At 64.5% G+C, this 19,285-nt stretch carries 27 protein-coding genes and 1 other RNA gene; 9 read left to right on the forward strand and 19 right to left on the reverse strand.

All coding sequences use genetic code 11. The features are described from left to right. Window position 1: 1 nt before the first annotated feature. The 11 genes from EOW65_RS06615 to EOW65_RS06665 all read right to left on the reverse strand — a co-directional run bounded on the left by EOW65_RS06615 (window position 2) and on the right by EOW65_RS06665 (window position 6,849). Window positions 2–265 carry a hypothetical protein gene (locus EOW65_RS06615; protein ID WP_128148179.1) on the reverse strand — a complete coding sequence of 88 codons (264 nt, stop codon included), beginning with the start codon at window positions 263–265 and terminating at the stop codon, window positions 2–4. 14 nt (window positions 266–279) lie between these two features. Then, window positions 280–342, reverse strand: an RNA gene (locus tag EOW65_RS06620) — hammerhead ribozyme type II. Further along, window positions 341–610: an HU family DNA-binding protein gene (locus EOW65_RS06625; RefSeq protein ID WP_128148180.1), complete on the reverse strand. Its 270-nt coding sequence runs from the start codon at window positions 608–610 to the stop codon at window positions 341–343. Before EOW65_RS06625 ends, EOW65_RS06620 begins: the two co-directional genes overlap by 2 nt. Window positions 611–654: 44 nt before the next feature. After that, on the reverse strand, window positions 655–1,305 hold the full coding sequence (locus EOW65_RS06630) for a DUF3164 family protein (protein ID WP_128148181.1): 651 nt from the start codon (window positions 1,303–1,305) through the stop codon (window positions 655–657). Continuing rightward, window positions 1,298–1,669 (reverse strand): hypothetical protein, encoded by a 372-nt coding sequence (locus tag EOW65_RS06635; RefSeq protein ID WP_240664539.1) that lies wholly within the window; start codon window positions 1,667–1,669, stop codon window positions 1,298–1,300. The genes EOW65_RS06630 and EOW65_RS06635 overlap by 8 nt, the downstream gene beginning before the upstream one ends. Then, a complete protein-coding gene (locus EOW65_RS06640; protein ID WP_128148182.1) occupies window positions 1,654–2,247 on the reverse strand; it encodes a hypothetical protein in 594 nt (197 codons plus the stop codon). The genes EOW65_RS06635 and EOW65_RS06640 overlap by 16 nt, the downstream gene beginning before the upstream one ends. After that, the gene (locus tag EOW65_RS06645) at window positions 2,247–3,020 is read right to left on the reverse strand and encodes an AAA family ATPase (protein WP_128148183.1); all 774 of its coding nucleotides are present in this window, start codon (window positions 3,018–3,020) and stop codon (window positions 2,247–2,249) included. The genes EOW65_RS06640 and EOW65_RS06645 overlap by 1 nt, the downstream gene beginning before the upstream one ends. Before the next feature lie 37 nt (window positions 3,021–3,057). Next, a complete protein-coding gene (locus tag EOW65_RS06650) occupies window positions 3,058–5,346 on the reverse strand; it encodes a Mu transposase C-terminal domain-containing protein (protein ID WP_128148184.1) in 2,289 nt (762 codons plus the stop codon). Beyond that, the gene (locus EOW65_RS06655) at window positions 5,343–5,807 is read right to left on the reverse strand and encodes a hypothetical protein (protein WP_240664541.1); all 465 of its coding nucleotides are present in this window, start codon (window positions 5,805–5,807) and stop codon (window positions 5,343–5,345) included. Before EOW65_RS06655 ends, EOW65_RS06650 begins: the two co-directional genes overlap by 4 nt. Next, the gene (locus tag EOW65_RS06660; protein WP_128148186.1) at window positions 5,807–6,655 is read right to left on the reverse strand and encodes a ParB/RepB/Spo0J family partition protein; all 849 of its coding nucleotides are present in this window, start codon (window positions 6,653–6,655) and stop codon (window positions 5,807–5,809) included. Before EOW65_RS06660 ends, EOW65_RS06655 begins: the two co-directional genes overlap by 1 nt. Then, window positions 6,655–6,849: a hypothetical protein gene (locus EOW65_RS06665; RefSeq protein WP_128148187.1), complete on the reverse strand. Its 195-nt coding sequence runs from the start codon at window positions 6,847–6,849 to the stop codon at window positions 6,655–6,657. The genes EOW65_RS06660 and EOW65_RS06665 overlap by 1 nt, the downstream gene beginning before the upstream one ends. Before the next feature lie 131 nt (window positions 6,850–6,980). Between EOW65_RS06665 and EOW65_RS06670 the strand changes: the two genes are divergently transcribed. Continuing rightward, window positions 6,981–7,226 carry a hypothetical protein gene (locus EOW65_RS06670; RefSeq protein ID WP_128148188.1) on the forward strand — a complete coding sequence of 82 codons (246 nt, stop codon included), beginning with the start codon at window positions 6,981–6,983 and terminating at the stop codon, window positions 7,224–7,226. Window positions 7,227–7,312: 86 nt separating this feature from the next. On the opposite strand, the gene EOW65_RS06675 is transcribed toward EOW65_RS06670, so the two are convergent. The 7 genes from EOW65_RS06675 to EOW65_RS06700 are packed head-to-tail and all read right to left on the reverse strand — an operon-like array spanning window position 7,313 to window position 9,114. Next, on the reverse strand, window positions 7,313–7,501 hold the full coding sequence (locus EOW65_RS06675; protein WP_128148189.1) for a hypothetical protein: 189 nt from the start codon (window positions 7,499–7,501) through the stop codon (window positions 7,313–7,315). Beyond that, window positions 7,498–7,773, reverse strand: coding sequence for a hypothetical protein (locus EOW65_RS06680; protein WP_128148190.1), 276 nt, complete (start codon window positions 7,771–7,773; stop codon window positions 7,498–7,500). Before EOW65_RS06680 ends, EOW65_RS06675 begins: the two co-directional genes overlap by 4 nt. Continuing rightward, on the reverse strand, window positions 7,773–8,060 hold the full coding sequence (locus tag EOW65_RS06685; protein ID WP_128148191.1) for a hypothetical protein: 288 nt from the start codon (window positions 8,058–8,060) through the stop codon (window positions 7,773–7,775). Before EOW65_RS06685 ends, EOW65_RS06680 begins: the two co-directional genes overlap by 1 nt. After that, window positions 8,060–8,350 carry a hypothetical protein gene (locus tag EOW65_RS06690; protein WP_128148192.1) on the reverse strand — a complete coding sequence of 97 codons (291 nt, stop codon included), beginning with the start codon at window positions 8,348–8,350 and terminating at the stop codon, window positions 8,060–8,062. The genes EOW65_RS06685 and EOW65_RS06690 overlap by 1 nt, the downstream gene beginning before the upstream one ends. Continuing rightward, window positions 8,350–8,481, reverse strand: coding sequence for a hypothetical protein (locus tag EOW65_RS20365; RefSeq protein ID WP_276319594.1), 132 nt, complete (start codon window positions 8,479–8,481; stop codon window positions 8,350–8,352). The genes EOW65_RS06690 and EOW65_RS20365 overlap by 1 nt, the downstream gene beginning before the upstream one ends. After that, entirely contained in the window at window positions 8,474–8,788 is a 315-nt protein-coding gene (locus EOW65_RS06695; RefSeq protein ID WP_128148193.1) for a hypothetical protein, read from the reverse strand. Before EOW65_RS06695 ends, EOW65_RS20365 begins: the two co-directional genes overlap by 8 nt. Beyond that, on the reverse strand, window positions 8,785–9,114 hold the full coding sequence (locus EOW65_RS06700) for a helix-turn-helix domain-containing protein (RefSeq protein WP_369407171.1): 330 nt from the start codon (window positions 9,112–9,114) through the stop codon (window positions 8,785–8,787). The genes EOW65_RS06695 and EOW65_RS06700 overlap by 4 nt, the downstream gene beginning before the upstream one ends. Window positions 9,115–9,274: 160 nt before the next feature. Here EOW65_RS06700 and EOW65_RS06705 point away from each other — a divergent pair, with 160 nt between their 5' ends. Then, the gene (locus tag EOW65_RS06705) at window positions 9,275–9,946 is read left to right on the forward strand and encodes an XRE family transcriptional regulator (protein WP_240664545.1); all 672 of its coding nucleotides are present in this window, start codon (window positions 9,275–9,277) and stop codon (window positions 9,944–9,946) included. A gap of 3 nt (window positions 9,947–9,949) precedes the next feature. Further along, on the forward strand, window positions 9,950–10,348 hold the full coding sequence (locus tag EOW65_RS06710) for a hypothetical protein (RefSeq protein ID WP_128148196.1): 399 nt from the start codon (window positions 9,950–9,952) through the stop codon (window positions 10,346–10,348). Window positions 10,349–10,977: 629 nt separating this feature from the next. On the opposite strand, the gene EOW65_RS20425 is transcribed toward EOW65_RS06710, so the two are convergent. Beyond that, a complete protein-coding gene (locus EOW65_RS20425; protein WP_206364022.1) occupies window positions 10,978–11,718 on the reverse strand; it encodes a glycine betaine ABC transporter substrate-binding protein in 741 nt (246 codons plus the stop codon). Between the two features lie 269 nt (window positions 11,719–11,987). On the opposite strand from EOW65_RS20425, the gene EOW65_RS06720 reads away from it, so the two are divergent. From EOW65_RS06720 to EOW65_RS06745, 6 genes are all read left to right on the forward strand, one after another. Then, on the forward strand, window positions 11,988–13,286 hold the full coding sequence (locus tag EOW65_RS06720; RefSeq protein WP_128148197.1) for an MATE family efflux transporter: 1,299 nt from the start codon (window positions 11,988–11,990) through the stop codon (window positions 13,284–13,286). Further along, complete coding sequence (locus EOW65_RS06725) at window positions 13,283–13,711, forward strand: glyoxalase superfamily protein (RefSeq protein ID WP_206364023.1); 429 nt, start codon at window positions 13,283–13,285, stop codon at window positions 13,709–13,711. The genes EOW65_RS06720 and EOW65_RS06725 overlap by 4 nt, the downstream gene beginning before the upstream one ends. Window positions 13,712–13,945: 234 nt before the next feature. Then, window positions 13,946–14,353: a DUF2946 family protein gene (locus EOW65_RS06730; RefSeq protein ID WP_128148198.1), complete on the forward strand. Its 408-nt coding sequence runs from the start codon at window positions 13,946–13,948 to the stop codon at window positions 14,351–14,353. Between the two features lie 81 nt (window positions 14,354–14,434). Next, window positions 14,435–16,522 (forward strand): TonB-dependent receptor domain-containing protein, encoded by a 2,088-nt coding sequence (locus EOW65_RS06735; protein WP_128148199.1) that lies wholly within the window; start codon window positions 14,435–14,437, stop codon window positions 16,520–16,522. Window positions 16,523–16,862: 340 nt separating this feature from the next. Continuing rightward, window positions 16,863–18,797, forward strand: coding sequence for a hydantoinase/oxoprolinase family protein (locus EOW65_RS06740; RefSeq protein ID WP_128148200.1), 1,935 nt, complete (start codon window positions 16,863–16,865; stop codon window positions 18,795–18,797). Between the two features lie 3 nt (window positions 18,798–18,800). After that, a complete protein-coding gene (locus tag EOW65_RS06745; RefSeq protein ID WP_240664546.1) occupies window positions 18,801–19,205 on the forward strand; it encodes an acetone carboxylase subunit gamma in 405 nt (134 codons plus the stop codon). The last annotated feature ends 80 nt before the right edge of the window (window positions 19,206–19,285 follow it).

A 19,285-nucleotide genomic window follows, 5' to 3' on the forward strand; every position in this document is an offset into this window, starting at 1 on the left:
GTCAGTGCTGCCCTGGATCAGGAAGCATGAGCTGCGGTGGCGGCAGCGCCAAGGCTTTCGCCTTCGCAGGCTTCTTCGGCGGAGCCTTCTGAGGCTTTTGGCCGTCCTGCACCTTTCCGAGCTCCTCCAAGGCATAGCCAAAGCGCCACGGTGTGCTGCACTCGATTTCGATGCGGATGACCGATTTTCCGTTTTTCGATGTTCCTGTGAATGACTTCAGTCGCATCTCGGCATCCGGATCTCCGTAAAGGGAGAAGTGGCTCATGGCTCTAAACTATCCTCCAGCTGCTCATCAGGCCGCGGCCACCACGCCGCGACGACGCCCCGCAGGGCGTTTCGCTCAGATGGTCTTGAAGGGCTTGAACGCCAGCACATCGCGCGCGGGCACCTCGACCGCGGCGCCGGTATGCGGGTTGCGGGCGGTGCGGGCTGCACGTTTCTTGACGCTGAACGCACCGAACGTCCCGATGCTGACGCGCTCCCCAGCCTCGGCATGTTCGCGGATCAGATCGAACACGCGATTGACGGCCCGTTCGGTGTTGGTGACATTCCAGCCCATCTCCTCGGCGAGCTGGCGGGCGAGTGCGGATTTCGGGAAGGTCTTTGCCATGGTGTTTCTCCTGTAATGGTTGGTGGTTGGTGGTTGGTGGTTGGTCAGGCTTTCGCCAGATCGATGGTGACGGTCTGCCAGGGCGCATCGAAGGCATCACGCATCGAGAAGCGCATGTAGGTCTTCGAGCCGATCACCCGGATCGCATCACGGATCGCACGCATGGCCTGCTGCCAGCGCTCGTCCTCGATCTCCAGCCGCAGCAGCATGAAGACCTCCCCGCGATTGATCTGGCCTTCCTTGTCGGTGTTGAAGGCGCGCGTGACGATCGCGCGGATCTCGGGGCGGCTCTCGGCCGACCATTCGTTCAGGCACTCATCGATCAGTGCTTTCGCGATCTGAAGCTCGGGGCCGAAGGTCATCAGGTCGGACACGCGGATCTCGACCTTCATCAGGCCATCGAAGCTGGTGTAGCTCTTGTTGCCCTTCTTGCCGCCGACGGTGAGCCCATATTCCTGCTCGAGCAGCGCATCCAGTTCGCCCAGGTCGTCGAAGGTATGGCCCTTGAACCGGGCAACCTGCTCGCTCAGCGCAACGGCGAAACCGAAGATCTTGCGAACCTGCTCGTCGATCAGCTTGTCGGTCGGCTTGATCAGCGACACGGGGCGATAGCCGCCAGTGGCGTCGCGCATGTACTGCTGGCCGGAGATCTCGACGATGCCGGTCGGGATGGAAGCGGGAGAGAAGTCAGACATTCTTTTGTTCCTTGGTGGGGTTGAGCGGGCAACGGCGGCAGGCCGACCACTGCGCGAGTTTGACGGGGTTGGAGGTGGACATCGGGGCGGTCGCGTGGGTGCGGCACTCGTCCGCGCCGATGCCGCGGCGCAAATGCGGGCACAGCACCTGATCGCGGTAACGATCCAGGACGACCGGGCCGAACTTGGCGCTGACCTTGTCCAGCTTGGCGGGATACTTGCCCGAGAGCAGCATCGACAGGGCCGTGCGCTTCATCCCGATCGAGGCGGCGACACCTGCGATGGTCGCCCCGGGCTTTGCAACCTCGTCGCGGAGGATCTGCAGCCACTCAGGATCAGGCATGTCGATCAGGCGCGCGTGCACGGCACATCCTCCCCCAGATTGAGGTCGCGCAGAACCTGCTTCGTCGGTTGGTAGACGGGGGCTTCCCGCCCGGTGTTCTTCGCCAGTGCGAAGAGCTTGTAGCCGTTCGATGTCGGTGCAGTTCCCGCCACGCGGCGCGGCAGCTCAATCACATATCCAGCGCGCACGAGGACCGTCAGATAGCGCCTGACGTTGTCGATCGGGTTGCGATCATCGCCATTGGCTGCGTCGCAGACGAGGTCACCGACTGTGAAGCGCCCCCTGGTCCGCATCGAGAGCCAGGCGCGCTGGCGAAACGTATTCTGGATGACCTTGCAGCCCGTATGTTTTCCGCGCGGCCCGGATGTGATCACCTCGCCGCGTTCTGCTGCCGAGATACCTTCGTCTGTCAGCTTGTAGCAGCCGACCTCCATCCGCATCAGGTAATCCCGCCGCAGCAGGGCTGCAGCGGCGTCAGAGACCTGACGGCGCGTGAGGTCGAGTTCTTCTTCCAGCTGGGAGATCGTACGGCAGGACCCGTCGCAAAGGGCCGTGAGCAGCGCCGTGGGAGCTTTTCCAGGGTGGTAGCGATCGACCATCACAACGCCCCCGTGACGATGATCTCTTTCCCGGTCGTGCGGTCCGTCATGATCGGCTGACCAGCCATATCGGAGACCGTCACACCGGTTTCCCCAACATCAGCCCGCATGCCGAAGCGCTCGATATGCGCAATAGCGTCAAGGATTTCGCGGTTGAACCCACGCGAGGCCTTCCAGACATACTGGACAAGGTCATCTGCAACCGGCACTTCGCAGCGGCCAGCGATCAGCGCGCGGGCATCCTCGATCGTTGCGGGCAGGAAGCTGACCTTGTTCGGGGCGCGGCTTTCGATCTGCGGGAAGCGGCGCAGGTTGTCGCGCAGCGTGCCCATACCGACGAGAATGGTCGGCAGGAACTTGAGGTCAGAGATCCCGCGGATCGCCTCCATGATTTCACCGCGCGAGGAGACCAGATCGCATTCATCGATCACCAGGCCGAACGTCCGGTCGAGCAGCATCGCCCTCTCGGCACGGTCCTGCAGCTCCTGCAGCGCCCGGGCAAAGCGGTCACGCTTCCCGCGGATGCTCTTCGGATCAACCGAGAGCTCTGCGAGCAGCTCCTGGATGAACCAGCTGTAGTCCCAGCCTTTCTGGGCACGCAGGTAGATGCTCCCGGTCTGGGTGGTCCAGCGGTTGATCGTGGTGGTCTTGCCCAGGCCCGGCTTTCCATCCACCACCACGAGGCACGCCTCTTGCGCGCCGCGTTCATTGACCTTCTTCAGGGCGCCATAGAACTCCCTGACGTTGCTCGTCTCGACAAAGGTCGGTCTCATGCTATGCTCTCCTCATTCTCGGAAAGTTTCTGGTTGGTCAGGCAACGGCGCGGAGGAGGGTTCGAAGCGCCTCCACGTCGATGCCTGACATTCTGAAAAGGTCGCGGGCTGCTGGGCTGCTTATGCAGCTCCGCAGCACCTTGATCTGATTGGCGCTGAGCTGGTCCGGGTGCTGCAGCGCCCAGGCTGCGAGTTCCTCGTCGGATCTGAAGGTCCGGCGCCGCGGTGCTCCATCAGCGATCGTGTCGACGCGCTCGGTGGCAGGCATCGCTGCGACCGTGGCGGCGGGCCGCACATCAAGAATCTCGGCAGTCGTCTGCATGGGATGGTGCTCAAGCATCGGCGCAGTGCGCTCGGCTTCGACATCGCGAACCTTCGCCTCGAGGCGCTTGAGCGCGCCTTTCTGGCGTTTGTCTTCTGCGGCGGCGATACGGGTCCGCGGCATGTAGCTGACCTTGTTCCCGCCATAGACGGCCACGGTGATCAGTTTCCCGGGCTCACCGGTCTCGCGATCGATCTCACGCACCCAGACCCGGTCAGCCTGGGCATCGTCATAGCCCACAAACACCCGCTTCTCATGGTACGGGTTGAGGTCGAGGCTGAAATACTCGTTCGTGTTCCACTGAACGAGGCACCGCGACACGGTGCGCTCGACGTAGGGCCGGAAGAGATCGTCCATCATCTCCGGATCGACAAGGACAGGCTCGAAGCCGTCTGCGACATGCTGCGCCCAGGCCTCGTTCGGTGTCATGAACCGGCGCCGCCCCGTCACCGGATCGATGATCCGCGGCAGGGAGCTGTGGGGCTCGTTGTTGTAGTCCTCGGCGCGGCGCGCCACGGCCTCGCGGAAGGCCTCCCAGGGCATCAGCAGGGACGAAGCGCCGACCTCTGCAATCTCCCGCCGGCTCTGGCGGAAAGCCTTTTGACGGGCCTCCTTGTCCATCCCATCGCCCAGATAGGTGGGAAATTCCTTGGCAAGGGTGATCCAGATGGTCTGGTGTGACCGTTCGATATTGCCCTTCGCCTGTGACCCGTAGGGAAGCGCATGCATCTTGTCGATGCCGAGCCGGGCCATCAGCCCATTGCCCTCGTCGTCATACGTCTTGTTCTTGTAGCCCGCCCCGCGGTCTACGTAGAACACGGCGCAAATCCCGTTCTCCGCGCAGGCATTGCGCAAGGCCTCGGTCACGGCGATGACGTTTTCCTTGCGCGAGATCGCCCAGCCGACGAGGCGCCGCGTCGCGACATCCATGATCGACGTGATTTCCGGCCGCATTGCCCTGTAGGAATTCGGGTCTGCAACCTCGGCATCGAATGTGTGACCATCGGCCACATAGATCGTGGTGGGCAGCAGGTCCGAGGTGTCGCGCGACACATAGGCAAGGCGCGAGCGCATGGTCAGCGGACCCTCGCGGCCCTTGGCCCGCTCAACGTGATCGAGCTTTTCGCGAAGGGTGTATTTGACCTGGTCGATGGTCAGGGCGGCCATCCCGGGCGGCGTCTGTTCGAGGTATTTGCGATGGATCCTCTGGATCGACGGCTTCGCCGGCTGCGCGAACAGCCGCATGAACCGCCAGAAGTCGTCCGGGATCGGCTCTGCCGATTTCGTGGTCGCCGGGGCCAGACCGGAAAATCCATGCTCCCGATGCGCCTTCATCCACGCATAGAGGGCCGAGCGCCCGACCGAGGTGAAATCACCGGCGCGGGGCCGATTGTTTGCCAGAGCCAGAACCTCCTCCGACACACCGAACCCATAGGGGGCTTTGGGGTCGAAGGGGCGGGTCATCGGCGACCCGAGCTGGATCGCACGCATCGCAGCCGCGTCGAGATAGTCCCCGCGATCGCGCGCTGCGCAGGCATTGCGCCAGGTCCTGTGCCCGTCCTGTGCCACCAGGAAATCCGCCAGCGCCCCGCTGACCTTCTTCCCGCGCCGGGCAGCATAGCCGATGATGGCGACCATGATCTCCGAGCGCGCTTCTGCCGTGGTCCTGGCGCGGCGGCCCAGCGTTGCCGGAACTGCCGGCACGGTTTCTGACCGCACCGCAATGGCATTCCGCTCGCGGGTGCTGGTCCGCAGCATCCGCTCCTTCAGCAGCATCCCCTGCATGTCGGGCAGCAACGAGATGTGGTATTCAAGGCCGCCGCCGCCGGTCATCCCGTCGCGCTTGCGACATAGCGACGGCTGCTCGGCCCAGCCATCGCGCTTGGCGCGCGCCCTGACGCCTCGCTCGGTGTGCGGCAGTTTCTTGTACCCCCACCGGGCGGCCATTTCGGCCAGCTCGCGCGCGGTGAAGAATTCCTGAATGGGAAGGGAAAGATCGTTCATCGCCGGATTTTCCTGCGTGCGGCCAGGGCCTGTTTGCGTGCCTGCAATTCTTCGATGTGATCGTCGAGCAGCCGCTCTTCGATCAGCTCCGCATATTCGCTCTCGATCACCGTCAGGCCGAACTCGCCCGGAACGAACCCGAGCAGATCCCGGACCTCGGTCGCATGGACGAGCCCGATGAACGCATCGAGCGGGATCCTGTGATCCTCCGATCCCTCGGAAGACCACTTGTTCAGCATGGCCTCGCTGATCGTCCGGCCCAGAAACCCCGTCATCCGGCGCGCGACATCCGCGCGGCTCAGGCCATCGTCACGCGCATCGCGCAGTGCCTGCGCAATCAGCCGCGCAATCCGGTTGTCAAGGCGCCCGCGCCCGATGACGTCGTCGCTGTAGCCCACACCCACCTTCGGTGGCTGCCAGCTGAACAGGTCCTTCGTCAAAGGGTCACGGTAGCGGGACATCAGATGCGCCCCAGCCGTTTGAGAGAGGCAATCATCCGGTCGGCGTTGTTCTGCACGACCATGTCGAGAGCATCATCGGCCAGGCGTGCGAAGGCCGTGTTGATCGCGCGAAACTGCCGCTCGGCTGCGCTGACCTCGGCTCCACGCTCCAGAAACGCCAGCGCCCCGGCCACGTTCTGGACGTCCGGATGATCCTTGTCCTCGATCAGCTCGAGGATCTTCGCCTGCATCGCCGGCTTCTGCTCGGACAGCGCCTTCAGCTCGGTCTTCTTCTCGGCCAGCTTCGTGCCATGGAGCGCCTCACGCGAGGCAGGCGAAAGCTTGGTCCAGATCGCAACGGCCTCAAACACGGCAGATCGTCCGAGGCCAAACTTCGATGCCATCGCATCAGAGAAGGCGGGGGTAGTGTCTGGGTCGTCACCAGAGTCCGAATTCTGGATTCTGGATTTTCCCTTCGCGACATTCTTGTTGCCACCATTCGTGGCCTCGGGGTGCAGCCGCAGCCAAGCCTCCTTCAGCATGGCAAGGTGACGGCAGAAATCCAGCGCAACCATGCGGCGCGCAAGGTTTGCCATCACCTGATCCAGCATGGCTTCGTCGTCCGATGTCTTGTCAGACATCACCACCGGGATCACGTCCCGGCCAAGAAGTTTGAACGCCTCATAGCGGTGACGCCCATCGACAAGGCGGAAGCGATCTTCGGCAACGGCGCGGACCAGAACAGGGCAAAGCAGCCCCTGCATTCGGATGCTGTCTGCCAGTGCCTCGGCATGTCCGGGATCGAGATCGCGGGCGCGATCCTCGCCGACCTCGATCGAGGCGAGCGGGATATGGATCAGGTCGCCCATCACTTCTCAGCCACCTTCTTGAGCTGATCGATCCAGAAGGTGAGGCCTTGTTCGCTCTCGTTGATCCGCTCCAGGGCTTCCCGGGCGACGCCGGGGTCACTCGAAACCACATAGAGGCTTTCCGCCTCCAGGGCCAAAAGCCTTGCCTTTTTCGCGATGATGAGCGCGATTTTTTCCATCGAAAGTTCGGTCATGGGGATGCCTGTAGTTTCTGGATTTTATCCGGGCGTGATCCCGGGCTATTTCGTTGTTCGATCTTTGCAGTGCCGGGAAGGACGAACTGCCTGACAGTGCTCAACGTCTCGTCAAATTAGGAGGAATCAGGATGATGAATGACCGCCCCCTGGAAATCAGTGAGCTCCTCGATCGCATCGCCAAGCTGGAGGGGCGCTGCGACGCCCTGTCCATTGTCCTGCATTCGAGCATCATCATGAGCGAGGATGCCCTGAAGCGGCATATCGACGGGATCGTGATGCTGATTTCCGGCCTCGCAGAAAGCCACCAAAACCCCCACGCCGCCACCGTCCTGCGGGAGTGGGTCGCCATCTTGCAGAGAGACAGCAAGCCATGAAAGAAGGCGATCTCGCCGAGCATGGTGCCGATCGGAAAGCGTCTCGACGACCATGTCGCTGGAAAGATAGCAGGGGGATGCGGTGCTCAATTTCGGCCCCTCACCTTCATGGTCCCCTTGGCGTCCCCCACCGCCGCCATCAGCCTCTGGCCGACATCGACGGTCTCGGGGGCAGCACCGCGGCTGGCCTCCTCAGCGATGCGCGTCGCCTGATCGAGAAGGCGCAGATGCGCCACGATCAGGTCGGCCAGCGCCTCGGTCTGTAGCTGCATCACCGGACACCGCCTTTCGCCTTCGTCAGCACCTGGACGATCCAGTTGCACACGGCCTGTTGGCGGCTGCAGGTCGCCGTCGCGGTGAAGCCGAAGGCCCGCGCGCGATAGCCGTAGGAAACGGCGTCAACCTCGACGTCGCAGGCCCGCTCGAACTCGGGGACGAGGTCAGCGCAATGGCGGATGGGTTTCAGGCTCTGCGCAACCTCCGCCGCCATCTGCAGACGCTCGTCCCGCGACAGGCGGCGCGGGGTGGTGGGATGAAGGTCCCCCATCACGCCACCTCCCCGATCGGGGCCTGCGCGGCCTCGGCCGTCACCGCAAGGATCCAGTTCCGCACCGCCTGCGTCCGGTTCCGGACCGAGGTGGCGCGAAACCCATAGGCGCGCGCCTCATAGCGACCGCCGCTGATCCGCACATCGCCAAGCGTCGCCGCCAGGAAGGCCGGAACCAGCTCGCTGGACGAAAGCACGTCAAGCCTGGCGGCCACCTTGACGGCAGCGGCGAGGCGGTCGCGATGCTCGGCCCTCTGGCGCGAGCTGTTGAAGCTGGGAAGCCACATCACGCCGCCCCCCCATAGCTGACCCGCAGCATCTGCTCGCACTCGGCGAGCGAGCCGTCTGCCTCGGCATTATTCAGATAGATGAGCAGTTGCGCGACCGCTTCTCCGCGCCGCGCCCAAGCATCGCACGATGCCATGCGCAGGTGATCTCCCAGCAGACTGCTGATACCAGCGGTATCGATCCGAATGTCAATGTCCTCGGCGGCCAGTCGGGTTTCCTCAGCATAGCGCGTCAGCCGCCGGATTTCCGCCATCCGCTCGGGCGGGGTGAAGGTGGGGGACAGCGTCATCACAGCCCCTCCATGCCGGGCAGGCCGGTGCCGCAGGCAATCCAGAGGCCCGCGACGAACAGGACCGCCAGCGCCGCAGCGCCGAGCGCATCCGCCAGCCCGATGATGAAATCGTCATCCCGGTCACGCATCGGACACCTCCGTCACCGGCATCGCGACATGCACCGGCCGAACCAGCGCCGCAACGGCAGCCCGCAGGGCCGCATCCTCGCAAAAGGCCTTCGACACGGCTTCGCGGCCGGCCTGCTCGTCGGCTTCCTCGATCAGGAAGGCCTGAACGCTGCGCAGGCTCAGGCACAGGCGCGACAGGGTCTCGGGATCGGGACGCACACCGCCATGAAGCAGCGCGATCACCTCGCCAAGATCGCCGGCCGAGCGCCGGAACGCCCCGGAGCTGCCGTCAAGAACCAGCAGATGGTTGGACGAAAAACCGCTCATGCCGCGGCCTCGTTGTCAGCGGCACGCCGCGCTTTTTCCCTTGCGATCAGGGCCTCGTTCTCGGCAGAAAGGATGCGGGACTTCCTCGGGGGGTAACGTTCCGGGAAAAGCTCCGCCGCAGGCACGCCGAGGAACTCGGAAAGCGCCTTCTCGGCGGGGCGCGAGGTGCGCGTCCAGACGCTGCGCATCTGGCTCGGATAGATGCCCTTGAGTTCGGCAAGACCGGTCAGGGTCATGCCGCGCTCCTCAAGGGCACACTTGATCCTGGGCTTGGTCCAGGGTGCTCCCATGGGGTGGTCTCCTGTTGAGGGCCGATGTTGGCGCATCGGCCTTTTTCAGAACTGATCGTGACAACAGCCAACGCTCTTCGGCGGAGGCATAAGGAAGGGATAAGTCAGCTTTGCACTTTAGTAAAGTGCGATTGTTGTCTTTTTGAAATCATTGGCGAGACCAGAGGTTGAACCACAGACACCCCTCGCGAAGAGGTTGCGCGATGTCCGTAAGGCACTGGGCGACCCGGAGCGTGCTGCATTTGCTGAAGGGCTAGAAATCTCAAAGAGTACGATTGCATTCTATGAGCGCGGAGAGCGGACGCCGGATGCCAACGTGCTCCGCCTTTACCGCGACCGGCATGGCGTTGACATGAACTGGCTGATCAGCGGTGAAGGCGAGATGTTCATGCCAGGATCAGCGACTGACCACGCGCAATACCTCGCGAATAACGATCTTAATCGACCAGACTTCGTGCGCCTGCCGATCTACAACGAGATCCAGGCATCAGCGGGCCCAGGCGCGACTGTTCCGGCGACCGAGCAGGCCGATGGTGTCGTCGCCTTCGCGCGGCCGTTCCTGCGCGATCTGGGCGCGACCCCGGATCGCTGCTCGATCATCTGGGCACGCGGCGATTCGATGCAGCCGACCATTCCCGACGGCTCGATCCTGGTCGTCGACTGCAGCCAGACCGATGTGGTGAACGGCTGCATCTACGTGCTCAACGTCGATGACGACCTGCTCGTCAAGCGGGTGCGCCGCCGCCTCGACGCCACGATCGAGATCGTCAGCGACAACTCGATGTATCCGCCCGAGTCGCTCCGCGCCGAGCAGCTGCGTCACCTGCGCGTCGTCGGCCGCGTCGTCTATTTCTGCAGGACACCATAACCAATGGAATTCATGATGAATTTTACTTTCACCATTCGCTCTGCAACCATCTTTTCGATGATCATCGTATCCAGTGCGTGCTTCGGTGCTGACGAAACAACGGGCCCAAGAACTTTGACCGAGACTGAAACGGCAAGGATGGAAGATGCCATCCGATCCCAGCTTCGCGACCCAGACAGTGCAAAGTTCTCTGACATTGTGGCGGATGGCAATTCCGCCATGATCACCGTGTGTGGCAACGTTAACTCCAAAAACGGTTATGGTGGGTATACAGGAAAGATCCCGTTCAGTGTGTTTTTGATGCCAAACGGTGACGTTCCGAGCATTGGAGAAGGTGACCTGATGTTTGAAACTGTAATGAAAATCTGCGCCGATGTTGGCGTGCAAAAAGCGCCGAACTGACGGACTTCCAAAAGTATACGATGCCGCTGGTGCAAGGGGTGAGCTGCTGGTGTGCAACCGGACATTTCTATAGCGTCAAAGTGGCGCTCATCGACGGTATCAAGTCCCGTTTTTGACGTCTCCGGAACTTCCGACCTAGAAGGTGTCGTCTCGGACGTATAAGGCGATAAAAATCGTTATTTTATAGTTTGTTAGCAAGGTAGGAAATAGACACCCAAGGTCGGAACAAGATTTCCGACCTTGGGTGTCCTCCGATGGGCCATGCTAGCCATGATGAGTGACCATCAGCGATCTCATGGTTGCCGCTTCGGCTTTCATCATCTCAATTTCCACTAATGTTTACTTAGTGATAGTCGATGATCTGCGAATGTTCATCGGATGATCGGAACGTGATGCCCCGGTGTTACATCTCATGGCTGTTTCCTCGCGTCTCTTACAGCCCCGTCCGAAAGCACTTTTCGCCTAGATGTTCACTTTTCGATGCGTTCTCAATGCCTTGCCCGCAGATCGTCGGGGTTATCCCTCTGTCCGGAAGTTACTACCCCTCCACATGCGGTCTCTCCTTGTGCTTTTCAGCTTCGTGCTTATCAGCTTCTCCACCGCCGAAATTGCCAGCGCCGAATCGCGGCTCAGGTAGTGTTCCGCCAGGATCGCCTCGGTTGATTTCGGGGCATGCCCGCTGATCGCGCAGAGCTCGGGAACGCTGCATCCGGCGCCTGCCAGCCGCAGCACGGCGGTGCCGGGCAATCGGGGTGCGAGATGCAGGCATCCCGCGCGACCGTGTCGTTTGGCCCCCTCACCTCAAGCCGCGCCACCGGGCATTTTCCAAGGATCGCTGTCGGGGCCCAATAATAGCCGAACCAGCCCTGCCTGCGTTCATGGGCCCTGGCGCTCGAGCCATCGAGCCCTGCGGCCGAGCCGGTGTCGACCAGCTCGAAGCTCTTCGCTTCGGCAGCATCGGCGCGACAAAGGGTCTCGCTCAAGATCTGGCTGGTCCACCCCGACGGGAAGTCGAACAGGGCACCTTTCGACGGCTTCCCGGGGGGGCGGGGAACAGCTCGAGAGGCGCCAGCGCATCCTCGACGGTCCTGATCTCGGAATGGGCCCAGCGCCGAGGCAAGGCGAAGGGAGCAGAGAAACCTCCGACCTCGTCCTGACGATGGTGCCCTTCGTCCTTGGGCCGCGCAAATGAAGACCCGCCGCGGCGCTGCCCGCGACGATCCGCTGGACTCTTGAGACCCCGAATGAAGTGGCAGGATGCGCATGGGGCCAGGAGAGATGCTTGAAGCATCGCCCACATGCTCCGCGCAGAGCGCTCCGGGGGCGCAGGCGGAAATCCCGGCAGTCCCCGAGCCCACGGGCGTTGCCATGGCACACGCTTGACCGCCCCGCGCCGATACGCTACCTGCGGGCCAAGGTGCCGGGCACCTGCCGCCTGCGGACGCAAGTCATGGTGAAGCCCGGAACAAGACGACATCTCACCCTCGAAGCATTTCGCGCGGTGGGCAATGCAGGCCCCCATCCATCCTGAAATGCCTCAGAAGAGGAGTGAGCGATGTCTTTTGGGCATGCCGTCTCGCACGATAACCCGTTTCTGACGGCCCCCATCGGGCGGCTGTTTCTCTCAAACGCCCTGCCCATGGCCGTGGTTATGTCGATGGGCGGGATACTGAATCTGGTCGACGGCGTTTTCGTCGGCCGCTTCATCGGGGCGGAGGCACTGGCGGCAGTCAGCCTCGCCTTTCCGGTGGCGATGTTGCTGGCCGCGCTTGCAACGCTGGTCGGCGGTGGCATGGCGAGCCTGCTGGCGCGGTATCTGGGGGCCGGGGACCGGCGCGGGGCTGGGCGGGTCTTTGCCGGCGCGCATGGGCTGGCGCTGGCGGTTTCGGCGCTGCTTGTGGCGCTCTGGTTCGGTTTCGGAGCGATGCTGGCCGGTGCCATGGCCGCCGGCAATGCGCGGGTTGCCGGAATGGCGCGGGACTATCTGACGATCCTGATCTGCGGCGCGCCGATCTATCTGCTGCTTGGCCTGCACATCGACGCGTTGCGAAACGAGGGGCGCGCAGGGCTGATTGCGGCGTTTTCTGTGTGCGTGAACCTGTTCAACATCGGGGCGAACTGGCTTGGGATCGTCGTGCTCGATCTCGGGATTTCGGGCTCCGCCCTTGGCACCGTCACGGCACAGGCGCTTGGTCTGGTGCTGGCGCTTGGCATCCGAGCGCGCGGCACGGGTCTGCTGCCGCTCCAGGTCCTGCGCCGCGAAAGCTGGGGCGCGGCTTGGGGGGCGGTCCTCGTCCTCGGCTTGCCCCTGTGCCTCAGCTTCCTCGGCATCGCCCTGGTCGCGAGCCTCGTCATGTTGGCATTGCACCGCCACGCGGCAGAGTATGCCCTTGACGTCGCGGCCTACGGAGGGGTTACGCGGCTTCTGGGCCTTGCCTTCCTGCCGCAGATGGCGATCGCGCTCGCCCTGCAAGGGATCGCGGGCAACAATGCCGGCGCCGGACGGGCGGACCGGGCCATGGCGGCGCTGCGGCTGGCGATGGCGACGGCTTTCCTGTGGTGCCTTGCCGTGATGCTGACGGGGATCTTCGCCGGGCAGGCGGTCGGCGGCTGGTTCAGCCGTGACCCGCGGGTGATCGGGGCGGTTGCGCTCATCCTCCGCCCGATGCTGGCACTTTACGCGATCTCCGGCCCGATCCTCGTGCTGGCGATGTATTTTCAGGCCCTCGGCCAGCCGCGGCGGACGGCCGTGCTGACATTGGTCAAGCCGTGGCTGCTGATGCCCGCGCTGATCTTCGGCCTCTCTGCCGGGGTCGGGGTGCGGGGAATCTGGCTGGCCTTTCCGGTGGCGGATGCAGCCATGTTGCTGCTTGCGCTTCTGATCGGGCGCGCCACCCTGCGTCCGGTACCCGGTTTCAGCATGGAGGATGCGGCATGACCATGACCATCGATGAGGCGAAAGCTCAGGCAAAGGCACTGCGCGCCGCCCTTCAGGCGCAGGGCAGCGCCGTCAGCCATGCACAGGCGCTGGAGCTGATCGCCCGCCAGCATGGGGCCAAGGACTGGAACACACTCCATGCCCGGCTGGCGCTGCGCAACGAGCCGGCCGAGCTGGCGCTTGGCGATCGGGTCCGGGGCCGGTATCTCGGCCAGCCCTTTACCGGCAGGATCATCGGCCTGTCGGGGCCGGTCACCCACCGGCAGATCGAGATCCGCTTCGATCAGCCGGTCGATGTGGTCCGGTTCGAGAGCTTCTCGAACCTGCGCCAGCAGATCCGGGCAACGATCAACGAAAACTGGCGCTCGCATCGCTGTACCTCGGATGGCGTGCCGCAGCTGATTGTGGTGAAGGAGGAGGGGTGAGGCCGATCGGCAGCTCGGGACGCCGCATTTCGATCAAGGCTGAAGAAATTCAGGACAGTCATTCGACGCGGTTCGGTTTGTCTGCGCAGGTTTCGGGCTGTCTCCGAGTGGTTTTCTGCCTCGGTCAGGCCGCTGCCGTTTCCGGCAGCGGCGCGATGCAGTCGGCTTGAGCGGGCGGAATGCCGCAGTCTCACGGGGCTTGACGTTTTCGTGAGCGCAGGTGAGATGCGCGTCATGAGAACAGTGCAGCGCATAGGGTCGGCTTGCCGCGGCATCTTTGCCGTGCTGCTTGCGCTGGTCCTGAGCCTGCAGGTCGGTTCGGCCTATCTGCCGGCCGCGGCCGCGCCCGATCTCGGCGCGAACGAGGTGATGCTTGAGCTGTGCGACGGCACTGGGCTGAGCCGGATCGTCATCGACCTCGCCACCGGCAAGACCCGCAATGCGGCCGCGGGCGGCGAGCAGTCCGGCCCGAAATGCCCGTTCTGTGTGCTTGGTCTGGCCGCGCCCCAGAGCTTTGCGCCCGAGCTTGCCTTCCATGCTCGCGTGCACCGCGAGGCCTTGCCGCTGCCGGTGCTGCGCCTGCCGGCAAGTGCGCCGCGCGACCACAGCCGGGCGATCCGCGCGCCCCCCGTCCTGACCTGAAACGTCCCGGTCCGTCCGGGCAAGACGATGCCGCGGCCCCGCCGTGGCCTCCCGCTCCGTTTCCACAAGGTCTGAAATCCCATGAACATCTTCTTTCCGGCACGCCTTGGCGTGACCGCGCTGCTGCTTGGCAGCCTCGCCCCCGCCGCCTTTGCTCCCGCCGCGATGGCCGAAGAGGCGAAGACCGACGCGCCGCTCGCGCTTGACACCATCGTCGTCGCGCCGAAGACGCTCGCGCAGGACGGCACCACGATCACCGTCGCCCCGGGCGCGCTGTCGGTGCCGCCGGCGCTTGACGGGGGGGCGCTGCTGTCCTCGATCCCGGGCATCTCCGGCTCTCGCATGGGCGGGCATGGCATCGACATCATCTTGCGCGGCATGTCGAAGAACCAGCTCAACGTGATCGACGCGGGGTCCTTCACCTATGGCGGCTGTCCGAACCGGATGGACCCGCCGTCCTCGATCGCGGCCTTCTACCGCGCCGACCGGATCGTCGTGGAAAAGGGCTATTCCAGCGTGACGAACGGGCCGGGGGCGCCGGCCGGCACGGTCCGGCTCGAGCGCGATGCGCCGAGCTTTGAGGCAGGCAAGCGGGTCAGTGGCGATTTGACCTTGGGTGGCACCTCGAACGGGGCAGGGCGCGAGGTTGCCGGGCGGCTGTCCTTCGATCTGGGCCGCGGCCTCTATCTGGAGACCTCGGGCGAGTACAAGACCGCCGACGACTACACGGACGGGTCGGGCCATGACGTGCGCTCGGCCTATACGCAGAAAGGCGCGGGCGTCACGCTTGGTTACAAGCAGGGCGGGCTCGACCTTGCGCTCGACATCGAGAAGGACCGTGCCGAGGACGTGGAATTTGCTGGCGCCGGCATGGACAGCCCGCTGTCCGAGACCGAGACCCTGCGCCTGCGCGGCGGTGTCGATCTCGATTTCGGGCCGCTGAAGCGGATCGAGGGGGCGCTCTACCGCTCGAACGTCGATCACACGATGGACAATTATTCGCTGCGCGTGCCGACCGGCATGGCGATGGTCTCGCCCACCACCTCTGACACCCATGGCGGCAAGGTCGAGGGCAAGTTCGAGTTCGGCCGCACCAAGGCGACCGTCGGTATCGACTATCAGTCGAACGCCCGCACTGCCTGGGGCTACATGGCGATGACGCCGGCGATGATCGACTTCGATGCGCCATCCTCGCTGACCTGGCCCGATGTGACGATCGCGCAGACCGGGCTTTACGCCCAGACCGAGACCGCGCTGACCTCTCGCGACACGCTGAAGATGGGGCTGCGTTTCGATCATGTGCGCGCGGATGCCGCGAAGGCCGATGTCGCTGTGCGTGGCGTGACGCCGAACGACTATTACTCGGCGGTCTACGGCACCACCTATGACAAGGCGCGGACCGAGGACAATCTCGGCGGGCTGATCCGCTTCGAACATGCGTTTGACGCCGACACCAAGGCCTTCGTCGGGCTTTCGCGGACGGTGCGCACGGCCGATACCAACGAGCGCGCAATGGCGCGTGGTTCGATGGGCACGCCGACCTGGGTCGGCAACCCCGACATCGCGCCCGAGAAGCACAACCAGCTCGACATCGGTTTCCAGACCGCGCGGCAGACCTGGTCGCTGAACGCCTCGGCCTTCTACGACAAGGTCGACGACTTCATCTTGCAGGACTCGGTGACGATCTCGATGATGGGCAGCACCAGCACCCGCACCGAATATCGCAACATCGGCGCGACGCTGTCGGGGGCCGAGGTTTCGGGCAGCTACTCGATGGGCAAGCTGACCTTTGCGGGCGATGCCACGTATACCCGCGGGCAGAACACCAGCGACGATGCGCCGCTGGCGCAGATCCCGCCGCTCGAGGGCAGCCTCAGCGCGGTCTGGGACGAGGCGCTGTGGAACGCGGGGGCGCGGGTGAACTGGGCCACGCGGCAGGACCGGATCAACGCCGAGATCGACCCGGGCGAGACCGCGGGCTGGGCGACGCTCGACCTCTTCGGCAGCTATGCGGTGAAGGAGAATGTCCGGCTGATCGGCGGAATCAACAACGTCTTCGACAAGACCTATGCCCAGCACCTGAGCCGGCGCAACGTCTTCGACACCACGGTGACGCGGGTGAACGAGCCGGGGCGGACGGTCTATGTCTCGATGCAGATGACGTTCTGACATCAGCGCGGCGTCCCGGGCCGGGGCGCCGCCATCCCGTCTGCCGCCGCACGGGCCGGCCCGCTGCGGGCCCGGTGTCCGACGATCCGGCGGACGGTGTCCGAAACCCGGATGGAGCTGTCCGGGAAACGCCGCGCCAGATGCGCCGGTTTCGGAATAAATCCTTTCCCGACAGTCGATTGCAAATTTCCCACCGTGATGCCGGCGCTTTGGCATCAACCCTGCTTCCTTTCCTCACAGGTTCGTCGGCGCGTGGAAGGGGAGGAGCCTTTCCCGCATCTGCCGCGGCCCCGGCGCGCAGGAGGCGCCGTCGCAACAGGTATGGGAGGAGAAATGCGCAATGGCATTTCAGATTAACATTGATAACGGCGGGACTCTCACCGACGTCTGCATCATGTCGGATGACGGCGTGACCAAGACCAAGGTCCTGACCACGCCCTACGATCTGTCGAAATGCTTCTTCGAGGGGCTGCAAAAGGCCTCTGAGGTCGTCTATGGCGCGTCCGACGTGAAGCGGCTGCTCGAGGAAGTCGACCTGATCCGCTATTCGACCACGCAGGGCACCAACGCGATCTGCGAGCGCAAGGGGCCGAAGCTTGGTCTGATTCTCGCGACGGGCGCCGAGGATCTGCCCGCGCAGCTGGCCGCGCATGACGCCGAGGTCTGGGCCGCGCTCGTCGGTGACCGGGTGGGCTTCGTCGAGACCGATGCGCTCGAGACGCCCGAGGCCGAGGTCGAGATCGTGCGCACGATCAACCAGCTCACCGCCGCCGGCGCGAACCGGTTGGTGATCTGCTTCACCGGCGAGGGCTTCCTCAAGGCCGAGGAGCGGGTGAAGCAGATCGTGCTGCGCAAGTATCCGCGTCACCTGCTGGGAGCGGTGCCGGTGCTCTATGCCTCGGACCTCACCGTCGACCGCAATCCCGACCGCCGTGCCTGGTCGGCGCTGATCAACTCCTTCCTGCACCCGTCGATGGAGGCCTTCCTGTTCCAGGCCGAGAACCGGCTGCGCGAATACCGCACGAAGAATCCGCTCTTGATCTTCCGCAACGACGGCGATGCCTCGCGCGTGGCGAAGACGGTGGCGATCAAGACCTATTCCTCGGGCCCGCGTGGCGGCATGGAGGGGGTGAAGGCCTTCTCCGCGCTTTACGGCTTCCGCGACGCGGTCTCGATCGACGTCGGCGGCACCACCACCGACATCGGCCAGTGCACCGAGGGCAAGGTCGCCGAGATCCGCCGCGGCCATGTCGAGGGGATCTCGGTCTCCTTCCCGCTGTGTGAGATCATCTCGGCCGGCGCCGGCGGCAGCTCGGTGTTCAAGGTGAAGGACGGCAAGATCGTGATCGGCCCGGACAGTGTGGGCGCCCTCCCCGGTCCCGCGTGCTTCGGCCGCGGCGGGAAGGAGGCGACGATCACCGACGCCAGCCTTCTCGCCGGTCTGTTCGACCCCGCCTCCTATTTCGGCGGCGGCATGGGGCTTGATGCCGGCCGCGCCGAGGCGGCGATCCGGACCAATATCGCCGAGCCGCTGGGCGTCGATCTCGAGACCGCGGTAACGATGATGGCCGACGCCTTCGAGGCGAAGGTCGCGGACGAGCTGCACCGCTTCACCACGATCTCGCCCGACACGGTGATGATGGCCTTCGGCGGCGCCGGTCCGCTGCTGGCCTGTGGGGTTGCCGAGAAGGCGGGGATCACGCGGGTGGCGATGCCGGCGATGGCGGCGGTGTTCTCGGCCTATGGCATCGGCGCCTGCGATGTCTCGCAGCGCTATGCGGTGACGCTGCCCGAGAACACCACGGCGGCGCTTGTCACGGCGCGCGAGGCGCTGGCGCAGAAGGCCGCACGCGACATGTTCGCCGAAGGGTTCGAGGCGGGCAGCTATACCGTCGCGGCGCGTCTGGTGACTGACACCACCGAGGGCGAGGTCGTGCACGAGCTGGCCGAGGGCGAGGGCTTCCCCGCCGATCTGGCGAAGGCGGGCGCGGTCGAGCTTGAATTCGTCGCCACGAAGAGCCTGCGTCAGGGCGAGACCCGCTCCGTCGCAGTGACCCGGAAGACCCGGGCCGAGGCCGCGGCGATGCGCGAGGTGCTGGTTGCCGGGCAGGGCCGCACCGAATTGCCGGTCTACCGGCTGAACGGCATGGCCGCGGGCGACTGGGCCCGGGGGCCCGCGATCCTCGAGGAGGATTACTTCACGGCGCTCATTCCGGCGGGGTGGACCCTCACCGTCTCCGAAGCGGGCGACGTCATTCTGGACCGGGAGGAATAAGCCATGACGATGAAAGTGCCGATGACCGAATACCTGCGCATCGACCTCGAGACCGAGAAATGGGAGTGCCGCGTCTGCGATCACGTGATCGCGCCGGCCGCGGGCAACTACAAGGAAGGGCTGCTGGTGCACAACCGCGACCCGCGCGAGATCCATCCGCCGGTGATCGACCCGGCGAAATATCGCTACACCTTCTGCCCCGACCCGGACTGGGTGCGCATCCTCGAATTCTGCTGCCCGAAATGCGGCACCCAGATCGAGACGGAATACGCGACCCCGGGCCACCCGCCGCTGTGGGACATGCAGGTCGACGTGCCCGCGCTGAAGGCGCAATGGGCGAGCCGCGGCCCGGCGATGCTGCCCGATGCCGGCCCCGCCGTGGTGCCCGGGCGCGGCCACGCGCACTGACCGACGCCGCCCTCCGCGGCGCGCGCGGGGGGCACAACCATTGCCGGGACCGGCTGCCGGAGGAGGGCAGCCCCCGGACC

The organism is Paenirhodobacter ferrireducens, from assembly GCF_004022265.1.
GTDB lineage: Bacteria > Pseudomonadota > Alphaproteobacteria > Rhodobacterales > Rhodobacteraceae > Rhodobacter > Rhodobacter ferrireducens.

What these genes read in the sequence shown, in the direction of transcription:
- EOW65_RS06615 (WP_128148179.1), bottom strand. Translation starts at nt 265, where the DNA reads ATGAGCCACTTCTCCCTTTACGGAGATCCGGATGCCGAGATGCGACTG.
- EOW65_RS06625 (WP_128148180.1), bottom strand. Translation starts at nt 610, where the DNA reads ATGGCAAAGACCTTCCCGAAATCCGCACTCGCCCGCCAGCTCGCCGAG.
- EOW65_RS06730 (WP_128148198.1), top strand. Translation starts at nt 13,946, where the DNA reads ATGAGAACAGTGCAGCGCATAGGGTCGGCTTGCCGCGGCATCTTTGCC.
- EOW65_RS06745 (WP_240664546.1), top strand. Translation starts at nt 18,801, where the DNA reads ATGACGATGAAAGTGCCGATGACCGAATACCTGCGCATCGACCTCGAG.
- EOW65_RS06690 (WP_128148192.1), bottom strand. Translation starts at nt 8,350, where the DNA reads ATGACGCTGTCCCCCACCTTCACCCCGCCCGAGCGGATGGCGGAAATC.
- EOW65_RS06700 (WP_369407171.1), bottom strand. Translation starts at nt 9,114, where the DNA reads ATGCGCCAACATCGGCCCTCAACAGGAGACCACCCCATGGGAGCACCC.
- EOW65_RS06720 (WP_128148197.1), top strand. Translation starts at nt 11,988, where the DNA reads ATGGCCGTGGTTATGTCGATGGGCGGGATACTGAATCTGGTCGACGGC.
- EOW65_RS06695 (WP_128148193.1), bottom strand. Translation starts at nt 8,788, where the DNA reads ATGAGCGGTTTTTCGTCCAACCATCTGCTGGTTCTTGACGGCAGCTCC.
- EOW65_RS20425 (WP_206364022.1), bottom strand. Translation starts at nt 11,718, where the DNA reads ATGGCAACGCCCGTGGGCTCGGGGACTGCCGGGATTTCCGCCTGCGCC.
- EOW65_RS06665 (WP_128148187.1), bottom strand. Translation starts at nt 6,849, where the DNA reads ATGACCGAACTTTCGATGGAAAAAATCGCGCTCATCATCGCGAAAAAG.
- EOW65_RS06630 (WP_128148181.1), bottom strand. Translation starts at nt 1,305, where the DNA reads ATGTCTGACTTCTCTCCCGCTTCCATCCCGACCGGCATCGTCGAGATC.
- EOW65_RS06680 (WP_128148190.1), bottom strand. Translation starts at nt 7,773, where the DNA reads ATGGGGGACCTTCATCCCACCACCCCGCGCCGCCTGTCGCGGGACGAG.
- EOW65_RS06740 (WP_128148200.1), top strand. Translation starts at nt 16,863, where the DNA reads ATGGCATTTCAGATTAACATTGATAACGGCGGGACTCTCACCGACGTC.
- EOW65_RS06655 (WP_240664541.1), bottom strand. Translation starts at nt 5,807, where the DNA reads ATGTCCCGCTACCGTGACCCTTTGACGAAGGACCTGTTCAGCTGGCAG.
- EOW65_RS06645 (WP_128148183.1), bottom strand. Translation starts at nt 3,020, where the DNA reads ATGAGACCGACCTTTGTCGAGACGAGCAACGTCAGGGAGTTCTATGGC.
- EOW65_RS06725 (WP_206364023.1), top strand. Translation starts at nt 13,283, where the DNA reads ATGACCATGACCATCGATGAGGCGAAAGCTCAGGCAAAGGCACTGCGC.
- EOW65_RS06670 (WP_128148188.1), top strand. Translation starts at nt 6,981, where the DNA reads ATGATGAATGACCGCCCCCTGGAAATCAGTGAGCTCCTCGATCGCATC.
- EOW65_RS06735 (WP_128148199.1), top strand. Translation starts at nt 14,435, where the DNA reads ATGAACATCTTCTTTCCGGCACGCCTTGGCGTGACCGCGCTGCTGCTT.
- EOW65_RS06650 (WP_128148184.1), bottom strand. Translation starts at nt 5,346, where the DNA reads ATGAACGATCTTTCCCTTCCCATTCAGGAATTCTTCACCGCGCGCGAG.
- EOW65_RS20365 (WP_276319594.1), bottom strand. Translation starts at nt 8,481, where the DNA reads ATGCGTGACCGGGATGACGATTTCATCATCGGGCTGGCGGATGCGCTC.
- EOW65_RS06685 (WP_128148191.1), bottom strand. Translation starts at nt 8,060, where the DNA reads ATGTGGCTTCCCAGCTTCAACAGCTCGCGCCAGAGGGCCGAGCATCGC.
- EOW65_RS06710 (WP_128148196.1), top strand. Translation starts at nt 9,950, where the DNA reads ATGGAATTCATGATGAATTTTACTTTCACCATTCGCTCTGCAACCATC.
- EOW65_RS06640 (WP_128148182.1), bottom strand. Translation starts at nt 2,247, where the DNA reads ATGGTCGATCGCTACCACCCTGGAAAAGCTCCCACGGCGCTGCTCACG.
- EOW65_RS06660 (WP_128148186.1), bottom strand. Translation starts at nt 6,655, where the DNA reads ATGGGCGACCTGATCCATATCCCGCTCGCCTCGATCGAGGTCGGCGAG.